This window comes from [Zimmermannella] bifida NBRC 103089 (genome assembly GCF_001570925.1).
In the GTDB taxonomy this organism is placed as follows: Bacteria; Actinomycetota; Actinomycetes; order Actinomycetales; family Microbacteriaceae; genus Gulosibacter; species Gulosibacter bifidus.
The window spans coordinates 103,054-125,185 of record NZ_BCSP01000003.1; the positions used below are offsets into that span (position 1 = coordinate 103,054).

Consider the following 22,132-nt stretch of genomic DNA (forward strand, 5'->3'; position numbering starts at 1 on the left):
GCGGCGCGGCCGCCTTGCTAGTCGGCGTAGTAGTCGACGACGGCTTGGATGAACACGGTGCGGCCGTCCATCGTGCCGAGACCCGGATCGCCGTAGGGGAGTGAGCCCTCCGCGATCATCGCGTTCACCAACGCGCTCAATTCCTCTGGTGACTCGGCGTGCAGCAACTGGTACGTGCCTGGCGCCGGACGCACCGGCTCGACAACCTCGAGGCGCTGCGAGACGAGCGCGCCCGCGCGACCGGGCGCATCCAGCGAACGACCCGCATCCAGCGAACGACCCGCATCCGACCAGCGACCCGCATCCGCCGACGCGCCAGAACCAGAACCGGCACCAAAACCAGCGCCAGCAGCACCAGCGCCCGGCCGAACCGCCGAAGCTGGCCCGGTCGACAGCATCCGCCGCGCCCGCGCAGGCCGCGAATCTGCCGTCGCGTGCACGCCGTCAAGCGTCACAATCTCACCGTGGTCGGGAACCACCGCATCCATCTCGGCAAACTCAGCCTCAATACGGTCGGCAAACGCTGCCGCCGTCTCGGCCTCGCCGTGCACCACAAACACCGTGCGCGGGCGCGGTTCAAGATCGCGCAGCCACGAGAGCAAATCATTCACATCGCCGTGCACCGAGAACTCGCGGTCCTGGAAAATCTCGGCGCGCACCGGCACGTACTGACCGTGCATCTTGATCTTCGTCGCGCCCTCAACCAGCCCGCGGCCACGAGTGCCTACCGCCTGATATCCGGTGAACGCCACCGCATTGCGCTTATCGGGCAGCATCGCCTCGAGGTGGTGGAGCACGCGACCGCCGGTCGCCATGCCGCTCGCCGCCACAATGATCGACGGCTCGCGCGAACCGGCCTTCGCCGTGAGCGCCATCGACTCGGCAGCATCGCGAATTAGCGTCAGCCCCGGGAACTCGGTGAACATCTCGGGCTCGAGGTCGCTGCGCAGCTCGTCGGGCATGCTCAGGTACACATCGAGCGCCGCATTCGCCATGGGCGAGTCGATATAGACCGGGCAGAAGGGGATGCGGCCGTCGCGACGCAGCTCCGCGATCGTTTTCAGCAGTACCTCCGTGCGATCGACCGCGAACGCGGGCACCAGCACCGAACCGCCGCGCTCGAACGTGCGGCGAACCAGATCGGCGAAGCCCTCGTGCGGCAGCGGCCCGAGTTCCTCGTGCACGCGGTCGCCGTAGGTCGACTCAATCAGCGCATACGGCGCACCCGGAGGCGTGCCGCGGTCCTTCAACACGGGGTGGTCGTGGCGGCCGAGGTCGCCAGAGAACACCACCGAAGTCGTGTCGGTCCACATCGTCACCGATGCCGAACCAATAATGTGGGCGGCGCGAGTGAACCGAGCCACAATGCCGTCCTCAAGATCGAGATCCTCATCGAACGGCACCGGCACCAGCAGCGGCAGGGTGCGTGCAACATCGGCCATCGTGTAGAGCGGCAGCGCGGGCTTGTGCTTCGAGTACCCGCCCTTGTTCGCATCCTTCGCATCCTGCTCTTGGATCTTCGCACCGTCGCGCAGCACGATCTCAGCCAGGCGCACGGTGCCCTCGGTGGCGAAGATCGGGCCGTTGAAGCCCTGCGCCACCAGGCGCGGCAGCAGACCGACGTGGTCCATGTGCGCGTGTGTCAGCACCACATCCGTAATCGTCGCCGGATCGACCGGGAACGGCTCCCAGTTCAACTCGCGCAGCTTCTTGAGCCCCTGGAACATGCCGCAGTCGATCAGCAAGCGGCGCTCGCCAACGGTCAGCAAAAACTTCGAGCCGGTGACATTCTTCGCACCACCGAGAAATTGCAGGGTCGTGTGGGCTGGGGCAGCACTGGCTGAGTCAAGCGGTTCCATGACCTCATGCTGCCAGCCTTGGCTTAACGGGGTGTCAATGTTCGCACTGTCATAAATTCCGCTTCAACGGATGCGAATGTTCCGAAATGCGCGGGACTTGGTGTCCGCTCGCGCATCAATGGAGGCGGACGGCTGGCTTGCGTTGGCGGCGTCGAGGAACCGTGTCGTTTGGCTCATCATTTCCGACCCTTATAGGAACAAACCCGCAATAACTACCGATATTGATGAGCCAAACGACGTTGCACGTTAGCGGTCGGGAATCACAAGCCGTCGCAGACCCGGCTAGTCGGCAACCGGGTCGCTCAGCGAGGCCGGCACGACATCCTCCACCGTCGTCTTCAGCGGCGCTTCGTGCACGAAGCACAGCAGCACAAACGTGGCGATCCCGAGCGGCACCATCATCAAGAAGATCGGCAGCAGCGCCTCGTTGTAGGCACCAATAATCGCGTCATGCAGCGGGGCAGGCAGCGTCGAAACCAACTCCGGAGTCAGCGAACGCATCGACGCACCACCCGAACCTGCCGCACCCGCACCGAGCCCGGCCATCCGCTCAGCCCAGAACTCTTGCAGGCGCTGCACAAACAGCGAGCCCACAACGGCTGAGCCCACGGTCGCGCCAACCTGGCGGAAATAGTTGTTCGCGGCGGTCGCCGTGCCCACAATCGCGTGCGGGAACGAGTTCTGCACGATCAGCGTCAGAATCTGGTTCGACAACCCGAGCCCGATGCCAAAGATCGCGAGCACCGCGCACATCCACCACACTGCGCTATCGGTGTGCAGGGTCGAGAGCAGCCACAGTCCGAGCGTCATGACCAGCGCGCCAACGATCGGGTAGATCTTGTAGCGCCCGGTCTTGGTCACCAATCGCCCGGTCGCAACCGCGGTCACGAGCATGCCGGCCATCATCGGCACCAGCAGCAGGCCGGATTCGGTCGGGCCGAGCCCGGTCACCATCTGCAGGTAGGTGGGGAAGTAGCCGAGCGCGCCGAACATGGCGACGCCGATCATCGCCGCAGCAACGGTCGTCAGCGTGAAGTTGCGGTCGGTAAACATGTGCAGCGGTACCACCGGATGCGCCGCGCGCGTTTCGACATACGCAAAGATCGCTGAGATGGCCACGGTTGCGAGCCCCAACCCGATGATCTCGGGAGAGCACCAGTCGTAGGTGTGGCCGCCCCAGGTGCACATGAGCACGAGCGTCGTCGTCGCGGCGGCAAGCAGCGACATGCCGAGGTAGTCGATCTTGGCGCCCGCACCAACGTGACGCTTCGGTAGGTGCAAGAACGCGATGACGGCAGCGAGTGCGAGGATGCCGAGTGGCAGGTTCATCCAGAACGCCCAGCGCCAGCCCGGTCCTTCGGTAATCCAGCCGCCCAAGAGCGGGCCAGCAACCGACGACACCGCGAACACCGCGCCCATGAACCCGACGTACTTGCCGCGCTCGCGGGCGGGAACGACGTCGGCGATGCACGCTTGCGACAGGATCATCAGTCCGCCACCGCCGAGGCCCTGCATCACGCGTGCGCCAACCAGCCACCAAATATTGCCGGCAAGCGCACCAATAACCGAGCCGCCCATGAACAGCGAAATCGCGATGAGCAGCAGCGGCTTGCGGCCGAACTGGTCTGACAGCCGTCCGTAGATCGTCATGGTGATCGTCGACGCGAGCAGGTAGCTCGTCACCACCCAGGTCATCTGGTCGACGCCGCCGAGGTCACCAACGATCGTTGGCAGCGCCGCCGAGAGTACCGTCTGGCTGAGGGCGGCCATCAGCATGGTCGTCATCAGCCCAATAAAGAGGGGCACGACGGATGCGCGGGGTTCCGTCGACGGTGACGGATCTGCGGTACCGGTACCGGCCGCATCCTGCACCGGGATGCCGCCGGTTGCGAGGGTGCGAACCTGCGTGTCGTTCGCCGGTACCGCGACGAGGTCAACGGGTGCGGTGTTGGTCGTGAGTGGTTCGGGTGGTGCGGCCTTTGGTGCAGGGATCGACGCGGCGGCGTCGGTCGTGCCGGTGCGCGGAGTCGGGGTGTCGGAGTGTTGCAAGGTGTCCTTCGTGGCGTCGCGGATCGCAACGCGTTGAGTTCGAATTGGAATCCAATCCTAGCGCGAGTTCGAATTTGAACTCAAGGGGTATGGTGGGCGGTATGGCTGAACCGCACGCACCTGCTGAACGCACTGCATCCGCTGCGCCGCTCACTGCCGAAGAGATCGCAGCGTTCCGTGGGCTGCTCAAGAGCGGTGCGCTGCTGCGCCGCGAAGCCGGTCGGGTGCTCGCCGAAAACAGTGACCTCACCGGCGTGCAATACGAGATCTTGCGGCACCTCGGCAGCGAGTCGGCAGGCCTGCGGATGCACGAACTCGCGGATCGCTGCGTCCATTCGCGCTCCGGACTCACGTATCAGGTCACGCAGCTTGAGCGCATGGGGCTCGTCGCGCGTTGCACCGCCGACAACAACGAGCGCGCCGTCATCGCCAAACTCACGGAGAGCGGCGAAGAAATGCACGAGAAACTTCGCCGCGTGCACACCGAACTGCTGCGGGAAACCTTCTTTTCGCACCTAAACGACGAAGAACTGCGCACGCTCACCACCATTACGCAACGAATCTGTCGGGGAATCGAAGCCGGTCTGGAAGAATCGAACTAGCGATTCTGCAGCCGAACCCGGACGCATCCAGAAGTTCGCTCGCTCACATCTAGGGGAACACCATGGCACACGAACACGAAGCGCACACCGGAGCAGCAAGCCGCCTCAACTGGCTGCGCGCGGGCGTGCGCGGCGCGAACGACGGCATCGTCTCGGTTGCCTGTATTTTGCTCGGCATCATCGCCGCCAACGCTGACCAGCAGCAGATCCTCCTTGTGGGCCTCGCTGCCACCATCTCGGGTGCCGTTTCGATGGCACTCGGCGAGTACGTCTCGGTCTCGACCCAGCGCGACACCGAACGTCGACTCATCCAGAAAGAAAAGGATGAACTCGCTACGATGCCCGTCGAAGAGCACGAAGAACTCGTGGAGATTCTCGAGGGCTACGGCATTGAGCGGGGCACGGCGGATGTGGCGGCACGCCAGATCGAATCAAAGGGCGCGCTGCAAGCCCACTTGCGTCTCGAACTCGGCATCGATGAAGAAGACCTCACGAACCCGTGGGCTGCCGCACTCTCGTCGGCCGTGGCATTCACGCTCGGCGCCGCGCTGCCGCTGCTCGCCGCGCTCTTCTTGCCTGCCGGCATCGTGACCGCGGTCACGCTCGTGACGCTGGCCGTCACCGGATTCGTGAGCGCAAAGCTCAGCGACACCTCGAGGAAGCTCGCGGTCGCACGCCTCGTCATCGGTGGTGCGCTGGGACTTGCGATCACGTACGGTGCGGGTGTGCTGTTCGGCGCATAGCCGCGTCGGGTTAGCAGTATTGGGGCAGCAGTAGCGGGGATGCGTTTCGTCACGACCCTGCCGACGACCCGCATCCGTGCTGCTCACGTTCCGCATCCGCGCCGCCGACTCTGTGCACACATGTTGCCGACTTGCTGCCCAAACGCACTGCACTCTCCGCCCACTCTGCGCGGCAGCCAACTAGACTGTGCTCGTGACTGAAATTGAGATTGGCCGCGCAAAGCGAGCACGCAAGGTCTATGCCCTCGACGACATCGCGATTATCCCGTCGCGACGCACCCGCGATCCCGAGGACGTATCGACGACCTGGAAGATCGACGCATTCAGCTTCGATTTTCCGTTCCTCGCGGCGCCGATGGACTCGGTCACGAGCCCCGCTACCGCAATCGCCATGGGCAAGCTCGGCGGTCTCGGTGTCCTCGACCTCGAAGGCTTGTGGACCCGCTACGAGAACCCCGAACCGCTGCTCGAAGAAATCGCGCAGCTGCCGGCGGTCGAAGCGACCAAGCGCATCCAGCAGATTTACCAGGAGCCCATCAAGGGCGAGCTCATCAAGGCTCGCCTGCAGGAGATTCGCAACGCCGGTGTCGTCGTTGCCGGTGCCCTCTCGCCGCAGCGCACGCAGGAACACTACGCAGACGTGCTCGCTGCTGGCGCCGACATCTTCGTGATCCGTGGCGCCACGGTTTCGGCTGAACACGTCTCGCAGAACCGTGAACCGCTCAACCTCAAGAAGTTCATTTACGAACTCGACACTCCCGTCATCGTTGGTGGTGCCGCGAGCTACTCGTCGGCACTGCACCTCATGCGCACCGGTGCAGCCGGTGTACTCGTCGGTTTCGGCGGCGGCGCTGCTTCGACCACCCGCCGCGTGCTCGGTATTCAGGCGCCAATGGCGACCGCGATCGCCGATGTTGCCGGCGCCCGCCGCGACTACATGGATGAATCGGGCGGTCGCTACGTGCACGTTATTGCCGACGGTGGTTTCGGCCACTCGGGGGCCATGGTTCGCGCCTTCGCCTGCGGTGCGGATGCGGTCATGCTCGGCGCCGCGTTTGCGCGCGCCGAAGAAGCTCCCGGTCGCGGCTTCCACTGGGGTGCTGAAGCACGTCACACTCACCTGCCGCGCGGCAACCGCGTTGAGATCGGCCAGGTCGGCTCGCTCGAATCGATCCTGCACGGCCCAGGCGCCTACGCCGACGGTTCGCAGAACCTTGTTGGTGCGCTGCGTTTCGCCATGGCGACTACCGGGTACACCGAACTCAAGGCGTTCCAGCGTGCCGACATTGCCGTAACGCACGCCGGTAAATAGGAGTTGGCGCACCACCTTGCTTAAAACCGCGTGCAAGCCCAAGTGGCTGGCAATCCTCCTACTCGCGCTTGCTGTGATTTCCGCATTCGTGTGGCTCAGCAAGTGGCAGCTCGACTCGGCATTCAACTCGGCCACCGCGGCCGCGGACGAGTCGGCGTACAAGACCCGCGTACCGCTGGGTGATCTTGTCGAACCGAGTAAGGGCCTGGTCGAGGAATCTGCCGCGCGACCGGCAAGTGTTACCGGACACCTAGTTGCCGGTGATTACGCCATCGTCGACGGCCGCATCCAAGACGGCGAAACCGGTGTCTGGGTTGTCGGTCACTTCGCCGTCACCAATGACGGTGTGCAGGATTTCGCTGACGCACCGGGCATCCCGCTCGCCATCGGTTGGGCGCCCGACGACGCGACCGCGAACCAAGCGATCGAGGCGCTCGACGCGCGAGGCGACGCATCCGCTGCCCTTGACGTCAAGGTCGAAGCCGGGCAGTCACCCGAATCGGCACGTAACGAAACCGATCCGCAGCGCATCCTCTCGATGGCGCCGGGCCAATTGATCAACACCTGGCAGACGCCCGCCCCCGCGTACTACTCGGCCTGGCTGCTGCACGAATCGGGCCTCGAGTTGCCCGAAGGACTGCAGACGATTCACGCAGTGGATATCGACACCTCGACGCAGATCGACCTGCTGAACATCTTCTATGCGATCGAATGGATCGTATTTGCGGTGATGGCGCTGTACGTGTGGTTCCGTCTGGTGCGCGACGACTATTTGAATGATCAGCACGAACGGTCGGATGCGGTGGTCGCCGAGCAGGTACGTCGCGAATTGCTGCGCGAACTTGCCCGCGACCGGAAGCTCGGTACTGGTGGCGGTGCATCCGCCGCCGATGCCGCGACTTCTGACACCGCAACTGACCGAGACCACGAGGAGAACGAATGAACCGCATCCCAACCCCCGCCGAGTTTCCCGCGATTCGCGGACGACTGCGGTTCTACCAGGTAACCGCGTGGATCACCGGTGTGCTGCTGCTCCTGCTGGTGGGGGAGATGGTGCTCAAGTACGCCTTCAACCTCGAGATCGAGCTCGGAGGACCGTTCGGCTTCTGGGCGACCATGCCGCCGGAGCAGATCACCGCGTTCAACCTGTCGAAGTGGATCCTGATTATTCACGGCTGGTTCTACGTCGTGTACCTGCTTGCCTGCTACCTCGTGTGGCAGAAAATGCGGTGGGAAATCGGCTGGCTGCTCGCGATGGCTGGCGGCGGTGTCGTGCCGTTCCTCTCGTTCATCACCGAGTACCTGATGACCCGTCGCGCGAAGCGCCAGCTCGCTGAATATCAGGCGGCGTGGGATGCGCGCGGTCGCGAAGACGCCGAGCTCGCCGACGTCGAGTCGAACCTCAGCGACGAAGAGCGCGCCGTGCTTGACGCTCGCGTGGCCGAGGAAGTCGCGCGCCGAACGCAGGAGTAGCTGCCTGTAGCTGTAGTTGCTCGATGGGCTCACTGGCCCACGCATCGCGGCCGCCCGCATCCGTGTTCATGACGGTGCCGGCGGCCGCCTTGCGTTGTGTGGGCCGGTTCGTCGTACGGCCAGGTGCGTCGCCCCCCAGCGTGCCGTTGTGGTGCGCCGTTGTGGCGCGCTGTTGTAGAGCGACGTAGTGCGACGGAGTGCGACGGATGCATTCGGTTTCGCGTCCTCCGGCTCATCATTTTGGGCGTTTCAGGTCGAAATTCGCCCAAAACTGGTGATTTTGATGAGTCGCGGCACACGAGCACCGCGACCTTGGTGGGCAACTGTGTCGTTTGACTCATCAATTTCGCCTCGTTGAGCGCCAAACGCGCAATTTCGGTGCAATTTGATGAGTGAAACGACGCCGCGGTACCTACACGACCTCAACAGCGTGAACTTGCATCGCGAATGCGCATGCGAGGCAACCGCCCAAACGGTGACCATCAACCGAGCGACCTTGGGCAATACCAAGCACTTGCGCAAACCCCGTACACTTACAGCGTGACGACTTCTACCGATGCCAGGCCTGTCCTTGTAGTCGATTTCGGAGCGCAGTACGCCCAGCTCATTGCACGTCGCGTGCGTGAAGCGAACGTATATTCCGAGATCGTTCCCCACACCATCACCGCTGCTGAAGTGCGCGAAAAGCAGCCGCGAGCGATCATCCTCTCGGGTGGTCCCGCAAGCGTGTACGCCGAAGACGCGGCGAAGTTCGACGCTGAGGTGTTCGAACTCGGCGTTCCGACCTTCGGCATTTGCTACGGATTCCAGACGATGGCCGTAGCACTCGGCGGCGAGGTCGCTCGTACCGGTCGCCGCGAGTACGGATCGACCGCAACGCAGCTCACCGACGCTGCCGCCGCATCCTGCCTTTTCGCCGACCAGCCAAGCGCACAGATCGTGTGGATGAGCCACGGTGACTCGGTCGCGAAGGCTCCGGAAGGCTTCGAGGTGCTTGCGCACACGGCCGACACTCCGGTCGCTGCGTTCGGTAACGACGAGCGCAAGCTTTACGGCGTGCAGTGGCACCCAGAGGTGCTGCACTCGGAGCACGGTCAGCGCGTTCTCGAGGCGTTCCTGCACGAGGCCGCGGGCATCCCGAACGACTGGAAGCCGTCGTCGATCATCGACGAGCAGGTCGCCCGCATCCGCGAGCAGATCGGCGAAAACGAAGTTATCTGCGCGCTTTCGGGCGGCGTCGACTCGGCCGTTGCAGCAGCACTCGTGCATCGCGCCGTGGGTGACAAGCTCACCTGTGTGTTCGTTGACCACGGTCTGCTGCGCAAGGACGAGCGCAAGCAGGTCGAAGAGGACTACGTAAAGGCAATCGGTGTTCGCCTGGTGACGGTGGATGCGCGTGAGCAGTTCCTCGGGGAACTCGCGGGCGTCACCGATCCCGAAACGAAGCGCAAGATTATCGGCCGCGAGTTCATTCGCGTGTTCGAATCGACCGCCGCGCAGCTCGTTGCCGAATCACGCAACGACGATGTCGAAGGCGAGATCAAGTTCTTGGTTCAGGGCACGCTGTACCCCGACGTCGTTGAGTCGGGTGGCGGCACCGGTACCGCAAACATCAAGTCGCACCACAATGTTGGTGGCCTGCCTGAGGACATGACGTTCGAGCTCGTTGAACCGCTGCGCGCACTGTTCAAGGATGAGGTTCGTGCGGTTGGTCGCGAGCTTGGTGTGCCCGAGGTCATCGTGGCGCGTCAGCCGTTCCCTGGTCCCGGCCTGGGCATCCGCATCATCGGTGAGGTCACCGAAGCACGCCTCGACCTGCTGCGTGAGGCCGACGCCATCGTGCGCGAAGAGCTCACCGCGGCTGGCCTTGACGAGCAGATCTGGCAGTGCCCGGTTGTGCTGCTCGCCGACGTTCGTTCGGTGGGCGTGCAGGGCGATGGCCGCACCTACGGTCACCCGATCGTGATCCGCCCGGTTTCGAGCGAGGATGCGATGACTGCCGACTGGACGCGCCTACCGTACGACGTTGTGGCGCGCGTTTCAAACCGCATTACCAACGAGGTCGAAGGCGTAAATCGCGTGGTCATGGACGTGACCTCGAAGCCGCCGGGAACCATCGAGTGGGAGTAATCTTGCGCTTGTTGCTGATGTAACAGCGAGTAGCAAAAATGCCGCCTTCGGGCGGCATTTTTGCGTTTGCGCGCCGAGGTGCGGGTCATGGCGACGAGCCGGGGTGCTCAGTGCGGGGGTGCGGGGTCCGGGTTCACAGCGCGTGGATGCCGAACGCCGTGCACGGCGGATGCACGCGGAAACGCGGGATGCCCCGGGCACAGTACCCGGGGCATCCAGTGTGTGCAAGCAGCGCAGCTTAGGCAGCGCGGCGGCGCAGCGCGATGAGGCTTGCGCCCGCACCGGCGATGATGACGGCACCGATTGCGATCGGCGCGATGTCCTCGGCACCGGTGGCGGCGAGGTTGTCGGCGCTGTCTCCAGCTTCCGCAGCGGTGGTTGCTGCCGCAGCATCGGCCGATGCGGCAGGCGCACCGGTAGACGCTGCCGGAGCGTCAGTTCCAGGAGCGGGAGCTGCAGGAGTCTCCGGTGCTGCTGGCGATTCCACCGGAGCGTCGGTGCCTGGGGCTGGTTCTTCGGCAGCGGCGACCCATGCGGTGTCGAGCAGGTAGCGAGCGACCGCGGTGTTGTCGAGGTACGAGCCGCGAACCGGGTCGGTTGCGTCAGCGAGGGCGAGGATGTCCTGCGAACCGGCACCCTTTACCCACATGCCAACGAGCTGGCGGGTGTGGTTGCTCGAGTTCCACGACAGCAGTGGCGAATTACCGATTTCCGGTGCGGTTGCTGCGGCGAGCGGCTGGGCCGACATGATCTCCATCGAGTTGAACTCGCCCGGAGTTGCGCCACCGATGTAGCCGGTTTCGTGGTCGGCGGTCACGATGACGAGGGTTTCTTCCCAGCTCGAGTTGGTCTCAACCCACTCGATCACGGCGTCAACGGATGCGTTGAAGTCGGCAACTTCTTCGAGGTCGCGGTTCGTGCTGTTCGCGTGACCGGCCCAGTCAATGGCGCCGCCTTCGATCATGAGGTGGAAGCCGTTCTCGTTGTTGTCGAGAACGTTGAGCGCACCCTTGGTCATGGTCGGGAGGTCAACGACGTCGTTCATGACGGCGTCGTCGGTGCGGCCCTGCTGGAGGGTCGAACCAACCTGTGCGATACCGAATACGCGCTCTGGGGTGTTGCCCGAGGTGAGGGCCTCGAACTCAGCGTTGTCGTCAACGAGGTCGAAGCCGGCCGTGCCCTATTCGAGCGCGGTGAACGACTCCTCACTGATGTACTTGTAGTTCGGTGCGGTGAGCTGGTTGTGGTTGTCGTCATACATCGGGTGACCTGCACCCATGACCACGTCCATGTCGCCACTAACCTGCTCAGCGGCGATGCCGGGGTAGTCATTGCGCGATTCGTTGTGCGCCGAGTACGCGGCAGGGGTCGCGTGCGAGAACGGTACCGACGAGACCACGCCGGCCGACTTACCGAGGTCGTGAGCGCGCTCCGAGAGGTTCTCTACCGGGTTCTTGTCGATGTCGACACCGAGACCGGCGTTGTACGTCTTGGTTCCGGTTGCCATGGCGGTACCGGCGGCAGCCGAGTCAGTCGGATTCGACTTCACCCAGTCGAAGTCCGTCCAAGCAGCCTGCGGGTCGTAGGCAACGCCACCGTCAGCTTCGTGCTGGGTAGTGTACATCGACGTGTGGTCCCAGGCCTGCCAGCCCTCGGTAGGCTCGGTGTTTGCGGCAGCCGGAACAACGTTGCCGTTGGCGTCCTTCTCGACCTGGTAGTGCATCTCGCCCTTGGTGGCGGCGTTGAAGTGGTCACATGGGAACCTACGGAGAAGCATTGATTGCATCGCCGAAGCTAGGGCGGGGGAGTAACGGAATTGTCACGGCCAGGTAACGGCATGGTTACCGCAGATTGACCGGATGCGTTACCTGCATGTGTGTAGACGGGCGCGTGCGCGTTCGGTCGCGAATGCCGCCGCCTCACCCGGAGCCGTCGTGCCGACAGCGGTGCCCGCGCTAGCGCCACCACACTCATCTCGCGCGCAAGCCGGTAGCGTGGAGGACATGAACGCGACCACGAACACTCGAAACGCATCTGCTGCTGAACCCACCGCATCCGCCGCACCAGCTGCGCCAAACTTGGCGCGCCTGGGCTGCTGGCTGCTGATTGACCTGGTGCTGGTCGGTGTGTTCGCGCTGCTCGGGCGAAGTGCGCACAACAGCGCACTCGACTTCGGCGGCTGGTTCGGCACCGCGTCGCCGTTCCTGGTGGCGCTCGCGGTGGGGTGGGCGCTGGCGCTGGCGCTCGGGATTGACCCGACGCGCGTGCGCCTGCCGGAGCTTGTGGTCTACGTGGTCACGGTCGCGCTTGGGCTTGGAATCCGGGTGCTCACCGGCGAGACTGCGGCGCTGCCGTTCGTGCTGGTGACGGCGGGGGTGTTGGCGGTGTTCTTGTTGCTGCCGCGACTGGTGATGCAACTGGTTACGCGACGCCGGTAGGCTCCCGACTGCGCCGCAGCGTTGCCGGGTATGGGTAGCGAAAGTTTCCGATACCGCCGGGTTCCTCCTTTGGAAGGATGTTCATGCGCTGTAGGCGGACAAATCGTGCAATCCCACATATGCGTTACCTAGACTGTCGGCAACGCAAACCCAACTTGCAGGAGAACACATGTCGAGTTCCGCGCTTAAGCGAAACCCATATTTCAACGGGCAGATTCAGAACGCCCCGCAGCAGCAGGCCGCACCGGCCGGCTACGGTCAGGCGCCGCAGAGCCAGTACGGCCAGCCACAGTACGGCCAGCAGTATGGCCAGCCGCAGTACGGTCAGAACGCGTACGGGCAGCAGGGCCAGCAGTACGGCAACCCACAGAACTTCCCATCGGCTCCCGGTCCTGAGCACCTGAACCGCCAGTTCGACATGCCGTCGCCATCGGCCGACAGCATGGACCGCATGACCGTTGAAGACTCGATCGCCAAGTCGGCTTCGCTGTTCGCCGTTGTCGTTGTGGTCGCGGCGATCAACTGGTTCATCGCCCTCGCCTCGCCCGCGCTCGGTATGGGGCTTGCAATTGCCGGTTCGCTCACCGCACTCGTGCTCTCGTTCGTCCTCGCGTTCAAGCGCGAGCCGAGCGTGCCGCTCATCATGCTCTTCGGTGTTGCTGAAGGTCTGCTCGTCGGCGGCTTCTCGGCAGCCCTCGAATCGATGTACAGCGGCATTGTGATCCAGGCCGCGCTGGCCACGCTGATCGTTATCGGCACCACGCTCGCGCTGTTCACCTCGCGCAAGGTTCGCACCACGCCAAAGGTCACCAAGTTCTTCATGGTTGCCGGCCTCGCTTACCTCGCGTTCTCGCTGGTGAACTTCGGCCTTACCGCGTTCGGCGTTATTGACTCGCCGTTCGGTATGCGCACCAGCGTCGAAATCTTCGGCATTCCGCTGGGCGTATTCCTCGGTATCTTCGCGGTTGTCATGGGCGCCTACATGCTCGTTGGTGACTTCGAGTTCATTGAGCAGGGCTCGCGTTCGGGTGCACCGCGCAAGTACGGCTGGATCGCCGCATACTCGGTTGTCTCGACGATCATCTTCATCTACATCGAGCTGCTGCGCCTCATCGCAATCCTGCGTGGCGACGACTAATTCGACGCACCGTTGAGGTTGCGTAATGCGGGTCCCGCTTCGGCGGGACCCGCATTCGTTTCCGCCGCGTGCTGGCGCCGCAGCTGAAGTGGCAGCGGCGGCGTCTCGTTGCCAAATGTGCTGCGACTCATCAAATCGGCGCGTTGTGGCGAATTTTGTGGGTGATATTGCCGGTTTTGATGAGTGGCGGCACGCCTCGCGTGTGTGCGCCGTGGAGGTTGCGCGGGGACCGACGTCGTTTGGCGCATCAATTTGGGGTGTTTGGCGCGGATTTCGGCATGAATGTCACGTTTTGATGAGTGAAACGACGCCGCGGCGGTCCAAGCGTCACAAATTTCAGCGCAATCAGCCGCTCCCCGGCTGCACCGCCGGGTGCTGGTGACAACGAAAACAACTTGCTGTGGCGGCAGCCGTCAGCTCAGGATGCGGCCGACCCAGGATGCGGTCGGCCCAGGATGTGGTCGGCCCAGGATGTGGCCGGCTCAGGATGCGGCGGGTGCAGGAATCGACTGGCTCAGGATGCGGTGGCCACAGGGCAGCTCAGCGCGGCGCGCACCGCCCTCGGGTCGTCGGCAAACACGGCATCGACGCCGGTCGCAGCCAGCGACTGCCAGTAGTCAGCAGCGCGCCCCGCAAACTCCGGCGGCAAGAACGTGTCTTCGCCACGCAGAGTGTAGGTGAGCACCTCGAGACCGCGAGCGTGCGCGCGCGACACGAGATCCGCATCCAGCAGCGTGGTTCGCACCGAAACACCGTCGAACCGCGCGGCGGCATCATCGAGCCCGGCATCGGTACATCGCGATGGCCCTTCCTCGCACGGGCGCACCAGATCGGCGTCTTCCACCAGCACGATGCGTTTGGCGTCGAGCAACCGCGGCCACCAGCTGGCTGCTTGTAGCCGGTCGAGCAACGGTGCCTCGAAACTCTCGAAGCGCACGCCGCGCAGAGCTGGCGCATCCCAGCAATCGGCGAGCTCACGGCCGAGCATCTCGACATAGTCAAACCCAGCGGCGCACATCATGGCATCGCTCTTGAGCTCAATCACCAGCCCGCAGTGTCGCCCGCGGGCGGCACCGGCGGCATCCACGAGCGCGACGAGCTCGCGCAGGCGAAGCAGCCCCTCTTCGCCAGAGTGCGCGTGCGATTGCGGGCGAAGCTGGGGGAGTCGCTCGACCGCGCGCAGCGTTTGCAGCTCGGCCCAGGTGAAGTCGTCGCTGTGCCACCCGGGCAGCCGGTCGGTCGCGGTGCGGCGGCGCTCGGCAAATTCGGGATGCGCGGCCACGTCGGTCGATTCGTCGAGGTGCGACTCGTGCCGCACCAGCAGCACGCCGTCGCGCGTGGGCACCACATCGGGTTCGACCAGATCGGCACCGTGGGCGATGGCGAGCCGGTAGCTCTCGGCCGTGTGCTCAGGAAGGTGGCTCGGGGCTCCGCGGTGGCCGATGATGCACGGAATGTCGGATGCCATTCGCCCAGTTTGCGCGTGCCGTGTGAACAGCGGGCAACGCGGTTCGTGAACGATCAGCGACTTTGCGAGATGCCTCGGCCAATTGGGTAGTGACGGATGCATTGGGTGTCGGAGGCAGCCCATAGGGTCGTTGGCAGCGTCGGTGGTTAGCCAACAACCGCTTCGTGTGACGCGGCTGCGTCGATGACGGCGGGACGGACTTCGGAGACGCAGACCCTAGGATGAAGGAGCCATGGAGATTCTGCTGCCTGACGATCACGCGTACCCTCGACCGGACATTCCGGCGCAACTTGTCGACGGGTTGAACCCGCCGCAGCGCGAGGCGGTTGAGTATCGCGGCGATGCCCTGCTCATCGTCGCCGGTGCGGGTTCGGGCAAGACCCGCGTGCTCACGCACCGCATTGCCGGGCTGATCGCAACGCGCGAAGCCTGGCCGAGCCAGATTTTGGCAATTACCTTCACTAACAAAGCCGCCGCAGAAATGCGCGAACGCGTGGGACAGCTGCTTGGTGACTCGGTCGAAGGCATGTGGATCTCGACGTTCCACTCGGCCTGCGTGCGGATTCTGCGACGCGAAGCCGAACGATTCGGCTACCCGCAGGGATTCACCATTTATGACTCGGCCGACTCGAAGGCGCTAATGAAGCGCATTGTGAAATCGCTCGAAGCGGAGTCGCTCGGCGTCACGGTACCGACAGCCCTCAACCGCATTTCGTCGTGCAAGAACGAACTCATCGACCCCGACGGGTTTGCGCGCAAGACCGATCTGACGAACCCGCGCGAGCAGCTCATCCTCGAAATCTACCGGCAGTACCAGCGCGAACTGCAGCGCAATCGCGCGTTTGACTTCGACGACCTCATCGCCCAAACGGTGTGGTTGTTCCGCGCGCACCCCGATATTGCCGCGCTCTATCAGCGCCGATTCCGGCACATCCTCGTCGACGAGTACCAGGACACGAACCACGCCCAGTACGCGCTGATTCGCGAACTCACCCGGCCGGTTGCGGCCGAGAACGTGCCGCTCGATACCCGCATCCAACTCGCTGCAGACGGCAGCATCCCACCCGCGAGCCTGACCGTGGTGGGTGACTCCGACCAGTCGATTTACGCATTTCGTGGCGCCGATATCCGCAACATCACCGAGTTTGAGCGCGACTTTCCGGGCGCGAAAACGATTCTGCTCGAACAGAACTACCGCTCGACACAGACGATTCTGGATGCGGCCAACGCGGTCATCGGCAATAACTTCGACCGTCGAGTAAAAAACCTGTGGACGTCGGCCGGTAGCGGCAAGCAGATTCAGGGGTACGCGGGCCGTTCGGCGCACGACGAAGCGCAGTTCGTGGCCGACGAAATCCACCGCATCCACGGCACTGGCGTCAGCTACAACGACATGGCCGTGTTTTACCGAACGAACGCGCAGACGCGTGCACTCGAAGAGATTCTGATTCGCGCGGCCGTGCCGTACCGACTCATCGGCGGCACGAAGTTCTACGAGCGCGCCGAGGTCAAGGACATCGTCGCGTACCTGATGTCGATCGCGAACCCGAACGATGAGCTATCGGTGCGCCGCATCATCAACTCGCCGAAGCGAGGCATCGGCCCGGCCAGCGAAACGACGATTTCGAACTACGCGGCCGATAACGACATGTCTTTCCGCGAGGCGCTTCGGCAGCCGGATGCGATGGGTTTCGGGCTAAAGATCCGTAACGCCGTTGCCGAGCTCGCCGCGGCCCTCGACGAAGCCGAAGCATCCTGCAACCCGCAGCGCCCCACGGGGGCCGTACCGGTTGCCACCATGCTGGAACGCCTGATCGAACGCATCGGCTACATCGAGAAGCTGCGTGCCACTGGCAATCCGCAAGACGACGCGCGTGCCGACAACGTCGAAGAGTTCGTCAACGTCGCCAAGGAATACGACAAGCAGAACCCGAGTGGCAACTTGGTCGAGTTCCTCACCGAGGTCGCGCTCGTTGCGGCGGCAGACGACATTGACGATGAGTCGGGAGTGGTGTCGCTGATGACGCTGCACACGGCCAAGGGCCTTGAATACGACACCGTGTTCATCACGGGCGTCGAAGAACAGCTGTTGCCGCACAAGATGAGCGCCGACGAGCCGGGTGGGCTCGCCGAAGAACGCCGCCTGTTCTACGTTGGCATTACCCGCGCACGCAAGCTGTTGCACTTGACCATGGCGATGTCGCGCACGCAGTACGGCGAAACGGCGCCGTCGCTGCCGAGTCGTTTTCTTGACGAAGTCCCGAACGAACTCATCGACTGGAAACAATCGCCGGCCGAGGTGCTGTCGGCACCGATGATGCGCGGCGGTGGCGGCTATGGCGGATCGAGCTACGGCAATTCCAGTTACGGCGGCTACGGTCGCGGCGGTGGCCGCGGCAATAGCGAACTCGGCGTTGCTCGCGGCTCGGGCCTCAAACAATCGTTCAAACCAACCCGCGGCAACCGTACCTTCGATAATCAGGTCACCGGCAAGGTCAAGGACAACTCAGCGCTCGAGCTCGCCTCGGGCGACCGCGTGCGCCACACCGACTTCGGCGAAGGCACGGTGCGCGCCGTGCTGGGCGTCGGCACCAAGCGCATTGCCGAAGTGGACTTCGACACGGCCGGTCGCAAGAAACTGCTCATCAAGATTGCCCCGCTCGAAAAGTGCTAGCGAGCGCGCTAAGGTCGCGGTCGCAAATGCATAGATCGGCGTGCGAAGCGCGGCGATCCGGATGCGGCCGGTAGGGTAATGCAGTCAAGGAGCGGTGCGACCCTGGTCCCGTTGCGCGATGGTGGGCACTTGGGGCGCGGATTGGTGAAGACACATGGATTTGCTCGAATACCAGGCACGCGAATGCTTCGCGTCATGGGGCATCCCGACCCCACTGGCGATCGTTGCCGCAACCACTGACGATGCTGAACAGGCCGCATCCCAGCTCATTGCTAACGGTGCGACCGGTGTCGTCGTCAAAGCCCAGGTGCCGACCGGTGGTCGTGGGAAGTCGGGTGGCGTGGCCGTGGTCGCAGACGCGCAGGCCGCACGCGAAGCTGCCGTCCGCATCCTGAACCAGCCGATCGCCACCCACCGAGTCGAATGCCTGCTCGTTGCCGAGGCCGTCGATATCGCCGAGGAATACTACGCCGCGGTGCTGCTCGATCGCGATGCTGGCGGTTACCGGGCACTGTTCTGCGCCGAAGGCGGCGTCGACATCGAAACGATCGCCAAGAACTCGCCCGATGCGCTGCTGCAGCAGGCCATCAACCCGCTCGACGGGTTCGATGTGGATGCGGCGCTCGCTTTCCTGCAGCCAGCCGCGCTCCCCGCGCCGGTTCGGGCACAGGCCGCCGAAGCGCTCGCCAAGTGCTATCAATTGCTGCGCGAAGGCGACGCCACACTGGTCGAAATCAACCCGCTGGCACGAACCACCAGCGACCAGGTGATCGCGCTCGACGCCAAGATCACGCTCGACGACAATGCGGCCTTCCGTCATCCAGAACGCGCGCACCTGTACGCCGCCGACCGCATCCGCGACCCGAACGAGCGAGCCGCGAGCGAAGCCGGCCTCAACTACGTAAAGCTCGACGGCGAAATCGGCATCATCGGTAATGGTGCCGGGCTCGTGCTCTCGACGCTCGACATCGTTACCACCGCGGGCGCGGCCGCCGGCGTTCGCCCCGCGAACTTCCTCGACATCGGTGGCGGGGCCTCGACCGAAACAATGGTCACCGCACTGCGCGTCGTGCTCGGCGACCCCCAGGTACGCAGCGTCTTCATCAATATCTACGGCGGCATCACCGCCTGTGACCTCATCGCCCGCGGCATGCTCGAAGCCCTCGAATCGCTTGCCACCGGCAACGAAACAGGTGCCGAAATCAAGCCAATCGTGGTGCGCTTCGACGGCAATGCGGCAGAAGCCGGGCTCGCGATCTTGCAGCAGGCAGCGCATCCGGCCGTCACTGTCTGCGACACCATGCACACCGCCGCCGAAACGGTCGTTGCCCTAGCCACCACCCGCGAGGAGCGCTAACGATGTCGATCTATCTGGACCGCGACTCGGTCATCATCATCCAGGGCATCACCGGCGCCGAAGGTCGCAAGCACGCCCAGCGCATGCTCGCCGCCGGATCGAACGTCGTCGGCGGCACCCACCCGAAAAAAGGCGGGCAAACGGTCACTATCGCCGGCCGTGAACTGCCGATTTTCGAATCGGTGGATGCGGCGATGCGCGCAACCGGCGCCAACGTCTCGGTGGTGTTCGTGCCCCCGGCACAGGCGAAAGCCGCCATGCTCGAAGCCGCCGAAGCGCGCATCCCACTGCTCGTGGTCATTACTGAGGGCATCCCGGTCAATGACACGGTCGACGCGCTTGCCCGCATCCGTGAACTCGGTGCGACGCGGATGATCGGCCCGAACTGCCCGGGCATTATTTCGCCGGATGCGGCGCTCGCGGGAATCACGCCGGCATCGATTTGCGGTTCCGGTCCCGTTGGCGTCGTCTCGAAGTCCGGCACGCTGACCTACCAAATCATGCACGAGCTGCGCGACCTCGGCGTCTCGACCGCGATCGGAATTGGCGGTGACCCGGTGATCGGTACCACCCACATCGATGCGCTCGAAGCGTTTGAACGTGACCCAGACACGCGTGCCATGGTGCTGATCGGTGAAATCGGTGGCGCGGCCGAAGAACGCGCGGCCGAGTACATCGCCGAGCACATCACCAAGCCCGTCGTGGCCTATGTGGCCGGCTTTTCGGCGCCCGAAGGTAAGACGATGGGGCACGCCGGTGCCATCGTGTCGGGGAGCGAAAGCACCGCCCAGGCCAAGAAAGCAGCACTTGAAGCGGTCGGTGTGCGCGTGGGAGAGACGACGGCGGAAACCGCGGCGCTGTTGCGGGATCTGCTTGCCGACAACTAGACAATTCGAGCGGGGTCCTCGCCGCGAGATCTCCAAAGTGGTGCAAATTTCAGTGGTCGGAGGTGCATAGCACCTCCGAGACTGCCAGGGTGCACCAGTTTGGAGATGCTCGATTTAGCAACTGGTTTTTCGGCAGCCGGCGGCTTGCCGAACGGGAGCCCGCAACCACCTCGACTACGCTCAAGTGCGCAATGTCACGCATCAGCACCATCCTCGCCGCCCTCGCCGACACCGCACTCGCGGTGGCAGTTGGCGTGCTCGTCCCGCTCGCGATCGGCACGATTGGCTGGTTCGCTTCGGGCAGCTACCAATCGGTGGATTGGGAAGTCACCCTCACGGTGGCGTTGGCGATCTGGACCCTCGGCCTGAACAGCGCTGTTGGTATCGAGATTCAGCCGCGGGACTATCCCGCGCTTGGCCTGGCCGAACCCTACGGGTTCGTGTTTGCGATCGCGCCGCTCGCGGTCACCGCACTCATCGCGTGGTTTGCGTACCGCACCGGCCTGCGCATCCTGAACGACGACGAAGACGAACCGTGGCTCGCATTTGCGGCGAGTGTGTTCGCCTTCCCGCTCATAAACTTTGCGGCGATCTCGATGCAGCCCGCCGAGAACGTTAGGCTCGAACCGACCGGCGTGCTCGTTGGCGGCTCGCTGCTGTGGCTCGGATTCGTCGCGATCGGTTTGCGTGTGTGGGAGTACGTGCCGTGGGCGGCGCGCCTGGGCGATGCCACCGGTGATGTGCTGCAATACCTGCGCGAGAGCCTGCGCAACGCCGCAGGCTACATTTCGGGACTCGCAGTGGCGGCTACCGCGCTGATGATTGTGGTGCTCTTCTTGCGCTTCGGCGAGGTCATCGGGCTCATGCAGATGCTGCAGCTCGATGGCTGGGGCGTCAGCGCCCTAGGACTTGCGCAGCTGGCGTACCTGCCGACGTTTGTGGTGTGGGCGATGAGCTGGATGCTCGGGGCCGGATTCGACCTCGGCGTCGGTTCGCACGCCGGCCCCGGTGGTACCGAAGCCGGGCCGCTACCGGTGCTGCCAATGTTTGGCCTGATTCCCGACGGCATCGAACCGTACTGGTGGGCGATTCTTGCCGTACCCGTTGCGATCGCCGCTGCGTTCGTGTTCGTGAGCCGGATGTTCGGGCTCGTGTCGGATGCGGGCACTCGGTTGCAGCGTGCCGTCGCGCCGCTCGGTGGGGCAGCGGTGGCGGCAATCGCGATGTGGTTGCTCGCGTACCTATCGCAGGGCGGCATCGGGCCGGGACGCCTGGTGCAGTTCGGGCCCAATGCTGGGCTGGTGCTTGTTGCATCGCTCGGACTGTTTGCGGTTGGTGGGCTCACTGGCGCGTTCGTGCCATTGCACGCGGTTGATCCGGGCCGCGAACCGGATGCAGATCGACGCGATGCCGATGCACACCTCACCGAGCCCGTGTTCGCCGACGAACAGGGCCTGCCGGTGCGGCGGGCACCGCGAACGCGCACCTGGCGCGACCGGATCCCGGGTGGGTTTGCGCCGTGGGACGACGCCGATGATTCCGACCGTGGTAGGGATGCAAAGGGTTCCGATCACGACGCGACCGCCGAGTTTGATCTCGACGAATTTGCCGAGCTCGACCGCAAATTTGGCGGTGCCGACGCCAAGTTCGACGGCGACAACGATGAGGCTGACGCGCATCCGACAACGGACCTCTCGGATGTTGACGTTGAAGTGGGAGACCGCACCGACCAAGCAATCGCTCATGTCGATGGCGAAGATACTTTTGCCGACGCAGCAAACGGCGATGCCGCATCCGCAAACACGCGACGTCAGCGCAGCACTATCGAAACGGATGCGGACCCCGGTCCATCGCGCCCGTCGCGCGGGCGTCGCGACAGTTCGCTGCGTGACGTGCTCGACCGTCCGGGCGAACCCGATATCTACGCCGACCTCGACTAGCACCGTGCGTGTCCGGGGCGACCGTAGCCGTCAAAACCGGCAGCACTAGGGTGTTGCGGCGC

Annotated in this window: 15 protein-coding genes and 1 pseudogene; 12 read left to right on the plus strand and 4 right to left on the minus strand. The window is 64.1% G+C overall.

The annotated features are described in order from the left end of the window. Positions 1-17 precede the first annotated feature (17 nt). Positions 18-1,859 (minus strand): MBL fold metallo-hydrolase, encoded by a 1,842-nt coding sequence (locus tag ZBI01S_RS03875; protein WP_110477034.1) that lies wholly within the window; start codon positions 1,857-1,859, stop codon positions 18-20. Between the two features lie 282 nt (positions 1,860-2,141). After that, the gene (locus ZBI01S_RS03880) at positions 2,142-3,908 is read right to left on the minus strand and encodes an MDR family MFS transporter (protein ID WP_245610531.1); all 1,767 of its coding nucleotides are present in this window, start codon (positions 3,906-3,908) and stop codon (positions 2,142-2,144) included. Between the two features lie 101 nt (positions 3,909-4,009). On the opposite strand from ZBI01S_RS03880, the gene ZBI01S_RS03885 reads away from it, so the two are divergent. The 6 genes from ZBI01S_RS03885 (at position 4,010) to guaA (ending at position 10,168) form a co-directional block, all read left to right on the plus strand. Further along, positions 4,010-4,510: a MarR family winged helix-turn-helix transcriptional regulator gene (locus tag ZBI01S_RS03885; RefSeq protein WP_159421376.1), complete on the plus strand. Its 501-nt coding sequence runs from the start codon at positions 4,010-4,012 to the stop codon at positions 4,508-4,510. A 62-nt stretch (positions 4,511-4,572) separates the two neighbouring features. After that, positions 4,573-5,253, plus strand: a complete 681-nt coding sequence (locus tag ZBI01S_RS03890; protein ID WP_066056650.1) for a VIT1/CCC1 transporter family protein — start codon at positions 4,573-4,575, stop codon at positions 5,251-5,253. Positions 5,254-5,446: 193 nt separating this feature from the next. Then, a complete protein-coding gene (locus ZBI01S_RS03895; RefSeq protein ID WP_066057007.1) occupies positions 5,447-6,565 on the plus strand; it encodes a GuaB3 family IMP dehydrogenase-related protein in 1,119 nt (372 codons plus the stop codon). A 16-nt stretch (positions 6,566-6,581) separates the two neighbouring features. Then, positions 6,582-7,508: an SURF1 family cytochrome oxidase biogenesis protein gene (locus tag ZBI01S_RS03900; RefSeq protein ID WP_066056652.1), complete on the plus strand. Its 927-nt coding sequence runs from the start codon at positions 6,582-6,584 to the stop codon at positions 7,506-7,508. Continuing rightward, positions 7,505-8,038, plus strand: coding sequence for a DUF3817 domain-containing protein (locus ZBI01S_RS03905; RefSeq protein ID WP_083524486.1), 534 nt, complete (start codon positions 7,505-7,507; stop codon positions 8,036-8,038). Before ZBI01S_RS03900 ends, ZBI01S_RS03905 begins: the two co-directional genes overlap by 4 nt. Before the next feature lie 453 nt (positions 8,039-8,491). Further along, complete coding sequence (guaA, locus tag ZBI01S_RS03910; RefSeq protein WP_083524502.1) at positions 8,492-10,168, plus strand: glutamine-hydrolyzing GMP synthase; 1,677 nt, start codon at positions 8,492-8,494, stop codon at positions 10,166-10,168. Positions 10,169-10,406: 238 nt separating this feature from the next. Here guaA and ZBI01S_RS10080 read toward each other — a convergent pair. Further along, positions 10,407-11,954: pseudogene (locus ZBI01S_RS10080) on the minus strand (alkaline phosphatase). Positions 11,955-12,171: 217 nt separating this feature from the next. Here ZBI01S_RS10080 and ZBI01S_RS09470 point away from each other — a divergent pair. Further along, the gene (locus tag ZBI01S_RS09470) at positions 12,172-12,606 is read left to right on the plus strand and encodes a DUF3054 domain-containing protein (protein ID WP_110477035.1); all 435 of its coding nucleotides are present in this window, start codon (positions 12,172-12,174) and stop codon (positions 12,604-12,606) included. 169 nt (positions 12,607-12,775) lie between these two features. Continuing rightward, positions 12,776-13,744: a Bax inhibitor-1/YccA family protein gene (locus tag ZBI01S_RS03930; protein WP_066056664.1), complete on the plus strand. Its 969-nt coding sequence runs from the start codon at positions 12,776-12,778 to the stop codon at positions 13,742-13,744. Positions 13,745-14,258: 514 nt separating this feature from the next. Here the strand turns inward: ZBI01S_RS03930 and ZBI01S_RS03935 are convergent. Further along, a complete protein-coding gene (locus ZBI01S_RS03935; RefSeq protein WP_066056667.1) occupies positions 14,259-15,212 on the minus strand; it encodes a glycerophosphodiester phosphodiesterase family protein in 954 nt (317 codons plus the stop codon). A gap of 232 nt (positions 15,213-15,444) precedes the next feature. Here ZBI01S_RS03935 and ZBI01S_RS03940 point away from each other — a divergent pair, with 232 nt between their 5' ends. The 4 genes from ZBI01S_RS03940 to ZBI01S_RS03955 all read left to right on the plus strand — a co-directional run bounded on the left by ZBI01S_RS03940 (position 15,445) and on the right by ZBI01S_RS03955 (position 22,070). After that, positions 15,445-17,886 (plus strand): ATP-dependent helicase, encoded by a 2,442-nt coding sequence (locus tag ZBI01S_RS03940; RefSeq protein WP_066056672.1) that lies wholly within the window; start codon positions 15,445-15,447, stop codon positions 17,884-17,886. Between the two features lie 154 nt (positions 17,887-18,040). Beyond that, complete coding sequence (gene sucC, locus ZBI01S_RS03945) at positions 18,041-19,243, plus strand: ADP-forming succinate--CoA ligase subunit beta (protein ID WP_066056675.1); 1,203 nt, start codon at positions 18,041-18,043, stop codon at positions 19,241-19,243. A gap of 2 nt (positions 19,244-19,245) precedes the next feature. Beyond that, positions 19,246-20,130, plus strand: coding sequence for a succinate--CoA ligase subunit alpha (gene sucD / locus ZBI01S_RS03950; RefSeq protein WP_066056678.1), 885 nt, complete (start codon positions 19,246-19,248; stop codon positions 20,128-20,130). A 191-nt stretch (positions 20,131-20,321) separates the two neighbouring features. Further along, complete coding sequence (locus tag ZBI01S_RS03955; RefSeq protein ID WP_066056681.1) at positions 20,322-22,070, plus strand: cell division protein PerM; 1,749 nt, start codon at positions 20,322-20,324, stop codon at positions 22,068-22,070. Positions 22,071-22,132 lie beyond the last annotated feature (62 nt).

Coding starts and splice junctions, on each gene's coding strand:
- guaA (WP_083524502.1), top strand. CDS start 8,492: ATGCGAGGCAACCGCCCAAACGGTGACCATCAACCGAGCGACCTTGGG.
- sucD (WP_066056678.1), top strand. CDS start 19,246: ATGTCGATCTATCTGGACCGCGACTCGGTCATCATCATCCAGGGCATC.
- ZBI01S_RS03955 (WP_066056681.1), top strand. CDS start 20,322: ATGTCACGCATCAGCACCATCCTCGCCGCCCTCGCCGACACCGCACTC.
- ZBI01S_RS03875 (WP_110477034.1), bottom strand. CDS start 1,859: ATGGAACCGCTTGACTCAGCCAGTGCTGCCCCAGCCCACACGACCCTG.
- ZBI01S_RS03905 (WP_083524486.1), top strand. CDS start 7,505: ATGAACCGCATCCCAACCCCCGCCGAGTTTCCCGCGATTCGCGGACGA.
- ZBI01S_RS03935 (WP_066056667.1), bottom strand. CDS start 15,212: ATGGCATCCGACATTCCGTGCATCATCGGCCACCGCGGAGCCCCGAGC.
- ZBI01S_RS09470 (WP_110477035.1), top strand. CDS start 12,172: ATGAACGCGACCACGAACACTCGAAACGCATCTGCTGCTGAACCCACC.
- ZBI01S_RS03940 (WP_066056672.1), top strand. CDS start 15,445: ATGGAGATTCTGCTGCCTGACGATCACGCGTACCCTCGACCGGACATT.
- ZBI01S_RS03885 (WP_159421376.1), top strand. CDS start 4,010: ATGGCTGAACCGCACGCACCTGCTGAACGCACTGCATCCGCTGCGCCG.
- ZBI01S_RS03930 (WP_066056664.1), top strand. CDS start 12,776: ATGTCGAGTTCCGCGCTTAAGCGAAACCCATATTTCAACGGGCAGATT.
- ZBI01S_RS03890 (WP_066056650.1), top strand. CDS start 4,573: ATGGCACACGAACACGAAGCGCACACCGGAGCAGCAAGCCGCCTCAAC.
- sucC (WP_066056675.1), top strand. CDS start 18,041: ATGGATTTGCTCGAATACCAGGCACGCGAATGCTTCGCGTCATGGGGC.